Origin of the sequence: Streptomyces rugosispiralis (genome assembly GCF_024505145.1) — a bacterium.
Taxonomy (GTDB): domain Bacteria; phylum Actinomycetota; class Actinomycetes; order Streptomycetales; family Streptomycetaceae; genus Streptomyces; species Streptomyces rugosispiralis.
Map to the genome: position 1 here is coordinate 1 of NZ_JANIAA010000117.1, position 3996 is coordinate 3996.

Consider the following 3996-nt stretch of genomic DNA (forward strand, 5'->3'; position numbering starts at 1 on the left):
ACTTCCCCGGCGGCGCCACCACCACACACCCACCACCCAGCAACGGCACCCACAACTCGAACGTCGACGCGTCGAAGGCCTGCGCCGAATGCAACAGCACACGGGCGTGGGCGCCTCCCCGGTAGCGGGCATCACCGGCGAGGCCGACCACGGCCCGATGGGTGACCTCCACGCCCTTGGGAACCCCGGTGGAGCCGGAGGTGTACATCACATACGCCAGCCCATCCGGCGGCACCGCGGACAGGCCCGGCACCCGAGCCGCCGCGACCTCCGCGACCACGTCCGGATCGTCCAGCGTCAGGAAGGGGCAGGACCCGGCGGGCAGCTCGACCCTCAGCTCCCCGGTGGTCACCACGAGGGCCGGGGAGCTGTCGGCGAGCATGAACTCCAGCCGCTCGGCCGGATACTCCGGGTCCACCGGCAGATACGCGCCCCCCGCCTTCAGCACGCCCAGCAGCACCGCCACCAGCTCCGCCGAGCGCGGCAGCGCCACCCCCACCACCGACTCCGGACCCACACCACGCCGCACCAGCACACCCGCCAGCCGGCCCGACCACTCGTCCAGCTCCCGATAGGTCACCGACACCCCGCCGAAAGCCACCGCGACCTCGTCCGGCGCCTCGGAGACACGCCGGGCGAACACCTCGGGGACCGAGCCATCGGCACCCGGACCGGTCTCGTTGAGCCCCTCGAAGAGGGTCTCCTCCGCGTCGGCGGTGACGTCCACCGCGCCGACGGTGGTGTCCGGATCGACCGCCAGCTGGTGCAGCAGCCGTTCCATGCGGGCGGCGATGCCCTCGACGGTCTCGCGCTCGAAGAGGTGGTGCTGGTACTGGAGGCCGATGCGCAGGTGCGGCTCGGCGAACGCCATCACGACCAGCGGGTAGTGGGCACCGCTCAGCGGGCTGATGCCGGTGATCTCGATGCCCGCGGCGGTGTTGGCCTCGGTGATGCCCACCCGGTCGATCGGATACGACTCGAAGCCGACGAGGGTGTCGAAGAGGACGTTGAGCCCGGTCGCCCGGTGGATGTCGAGCAGTCCGTAGTGGTGGTGGTCCAGCAGTGCGCTCTGCCGGCTCTGCAGTTCCGCGAGCAGCTCGCGCAGGGAGTGGGCGGGCGCGCAGTCCACCCGTACCGGCAGGGTGTTGATGAACAGGCCGACCATGGCGTCCACGCCCGGCACCGCCGGCGGGCGGCCGGAGACGGTGGCGCCGAAGACGACGTCCTGCCGCCCGGTGAGCCGGGACAGCAGCACGGCCCAGGCACCCTGCACCAGGGTGTTGAGGGTGAGCCCCAGGTCTCCGGCGACCCGGGCCAGTTCCCGCGCGACCTCCGCGGACAGCGGTACGTCCACCTGCCCGATGCCCGCGGGATCGGCCTCGGTCGCGGCGCGCCCCGCCAGCAGGGTGGGCTGCTCGAACCCGGACATCTCCTCCGCCCACGCGCGGGCGGCCGCCTCGTGGTCCTGGTCCGTCAGCCAGCCGAGGAAGTCGCGGTACTCGCGGGCGCGGGGCAGTGCCGCCTGGTCGCCGTGCGAGCCGTAGAGCCGGAGCAGGTCCTGCATCAGCAGCGGCACGGACCAGCCGTCGAACAGCACGTGGTGGGCGGTGAAGACCAGTTCCCAGCGTTCGTCTCCCATCCGTACCAGGGACATCCGCACCAGGGGCGCGGTGGCCAGGTCGAAGTGGGTGCCGTGCTCCTCGGCGAGGAACCGCTTGAGGGTCTCGTCCCGCTCGGCGGCGTCGGCCAGGTCGCCCAGGTCGAGGAAGTACCAGGGGAGTTCGACGTGTCCGGGGATCACCTGCACCCGGTCACCGGCGTCGTCGGTGACGAAGGCGGCACGCAGGTTGGCGTGCCGCTCCAGCAGCGCCTGGCCCGCGGCGCGCATCCGTTCGGGTTCGACGGGTCCGGCCAGGTGGAAGACGAGTTGCATCTGGTAGGCGTCGAAGGTGGAGCCCGCCAGCATGGCGTGGAACAGCAACCCGGACTGCATGGTGGTCAGCGGCCATACGTCCGCCAGCCCGGGATAGCGCAGCTCCCAGGTGTCGAGTTCCGCCTGCGTGGCCGCCACCAGCGGCACGTCGGAGGGGGTGAGCCCGCCGGCGCCGGGCCGGGCCGTGTGGCGGGTCAGCCCCTCCAGGGCGGCGGACCACAGGTCGGCCAGCTCCTGGGCGTCCTCGCGGGACAGGACGCCGGTGGCGAAACTGAGCCGGGCGTTCAGCCGCGGCCCGTCGTCGGCGTCGGTGACCAGCGCGTTGACGTCGAGCACGGACAGGGCCGGCATCCGCGGGTCCAGCTCGGCCACCAGGTCGACGGTGTCCTGGGCCTGCGTCCAGCCCAGGCCGCTCAGTTGCTCGGGCATGTCGCCGGCCGCGTACCGGCCCAGGTAGTTGAAGCCGATCTGGCCGGTGGAGTACCGCTGGAGGACCTCGGCGGTCTCCGGGTTGAGATAGCGCAGCAGGCCGTAGCCGATGCCCTTGTCGGGGAGGGCCCGCAACTGCTCCTTGACGGCCTTGACGGCGGCGGCCGCGCCGGGCCCCCCGGCGAGGGCGTCGTCGAGGTCGACTCCCACCAGGTCCAGGCGTACGGGGAAGACGCTGGTGAACCAGCCCACCGTGCGCGACAGGTCGGCGCCGGGCACGGCGCTCTCCTCCCGGCCGTGGCCCTCCAGCCGGATCAGCGAGGAGGTCTCGCGCACACCACGGCGGCGCCGCCAGTGGGCGACCGCCAGCGCGAGCGCGGCCAGCAGCCCGTCGTTGACCCCACCGTGGAAGGCGGCCGGCAGAGTGGTCAGCGCGCTCTCGGTGACGTTCCGCGGCACCTGGATCCACAGGTGCTCCACGGTGCCGGCCAGGTCCACGGCCGGGTCGAGCCGCCGGCTGCCCAGGGCCGGCTCCGGGCCCGCGACCATGCCGCGCCACAGCGGCAGTTCGGCCACCCGGTCGGGGTGACGGGCCTGGTCGGTCAGGGCGTGTGCCCAGCGCCGCACGGAGGTGCCCACCGGTGGCAGTTCGGGCCGGCGTCCGTCGCGGACGTGTGCCCAGGCGGCGGCCAGGTCGGGCAGCAGGATGCGCCACGAGACCCCGTCCACCGCCAGGTGCTGGAGGACGATCAGGAGGCGGCCGGGCCGGGCGGCGGCGTCGAACCACACGAACTGGGCCATGACACCGGTCCGCGGACTCAGCCGTTCCACGGCGGCCCGCAGCTCGGTCGCGGCCCGCTCGTGCCACCCCTCGTCCCAGTCGCCGTCGCATGCGACGCGGCGCAGCAGCGGGGCGACCTCGAGAGTGCCGGGCGGGTCGATGTGCAGGGCTCCGCCGTCCTGGTCGGTCAGCCGGGCGCGCAGCACGTCGTGGTGGTCCACGACGGCGGCCAGGGTGGCGACGAGCCGTGCCTCGTCCATCCCGTCGGGCAGCTCCACCACCATGGACATCGCGAACCGGTCGCTGTCACCGCCCAGCCCGCGGATGTAGCGCGCCACCGGCGGCAGCGGCAGCCGGCCGGTGCCGCCACCTTCGAGTTCCTCCAGCCGGGGCAGGGCGCCGGCCTGGTCACCGCTGACGGCGGTCTCGGCGAGTTCGGCGACGGTGCGGCATTCGAAGATCTGCCGGGGGGTGACCTCCACGCCGTGGGCGCGGGCGCGGGAGACCACCTGGATGGAGCGGATGCTGTCGCCGCCGACGGCGAAGAAGTCGTCGTCGATGCCGACCCGGTCCACTCCCAGGACCTCGGCGTACACGCTCGCCAGCACGTCCTCGGCGGCCGAGCGGGGGGCGCGGTACTCGCCGCCGGTGAAGTCGGGCGCGGGCAGGGCGGCGCGGTCCAGCTTCCCATTGGGTGCCAGCGGCAGCCGGTCGAGCATGACGAAGACGGCGGGCACCATGAACTCCGGCAGCCTGTCGGAGACGAAGCGGCGCAGTTCCCGGGCGGAGACTCCCGCGGTCAGGTCGACTTCCAGGTCCCCGAGGCTGTGGACGTTGCCGAGTCCGCTCTCCT

General features: G+C 73.2%; 1 protein-coding gene. It reads right to left on the reverse strand.

Annotated elements, in window-relative coordinates; genetic code table 11:
- A partial coding sequence (locus NP777_RS46540; protein WP_256656268.1) for a condensation domain-containing protein occupies positions 1–3996 on the reverse strand: 3996 nt, incomplete at both ends.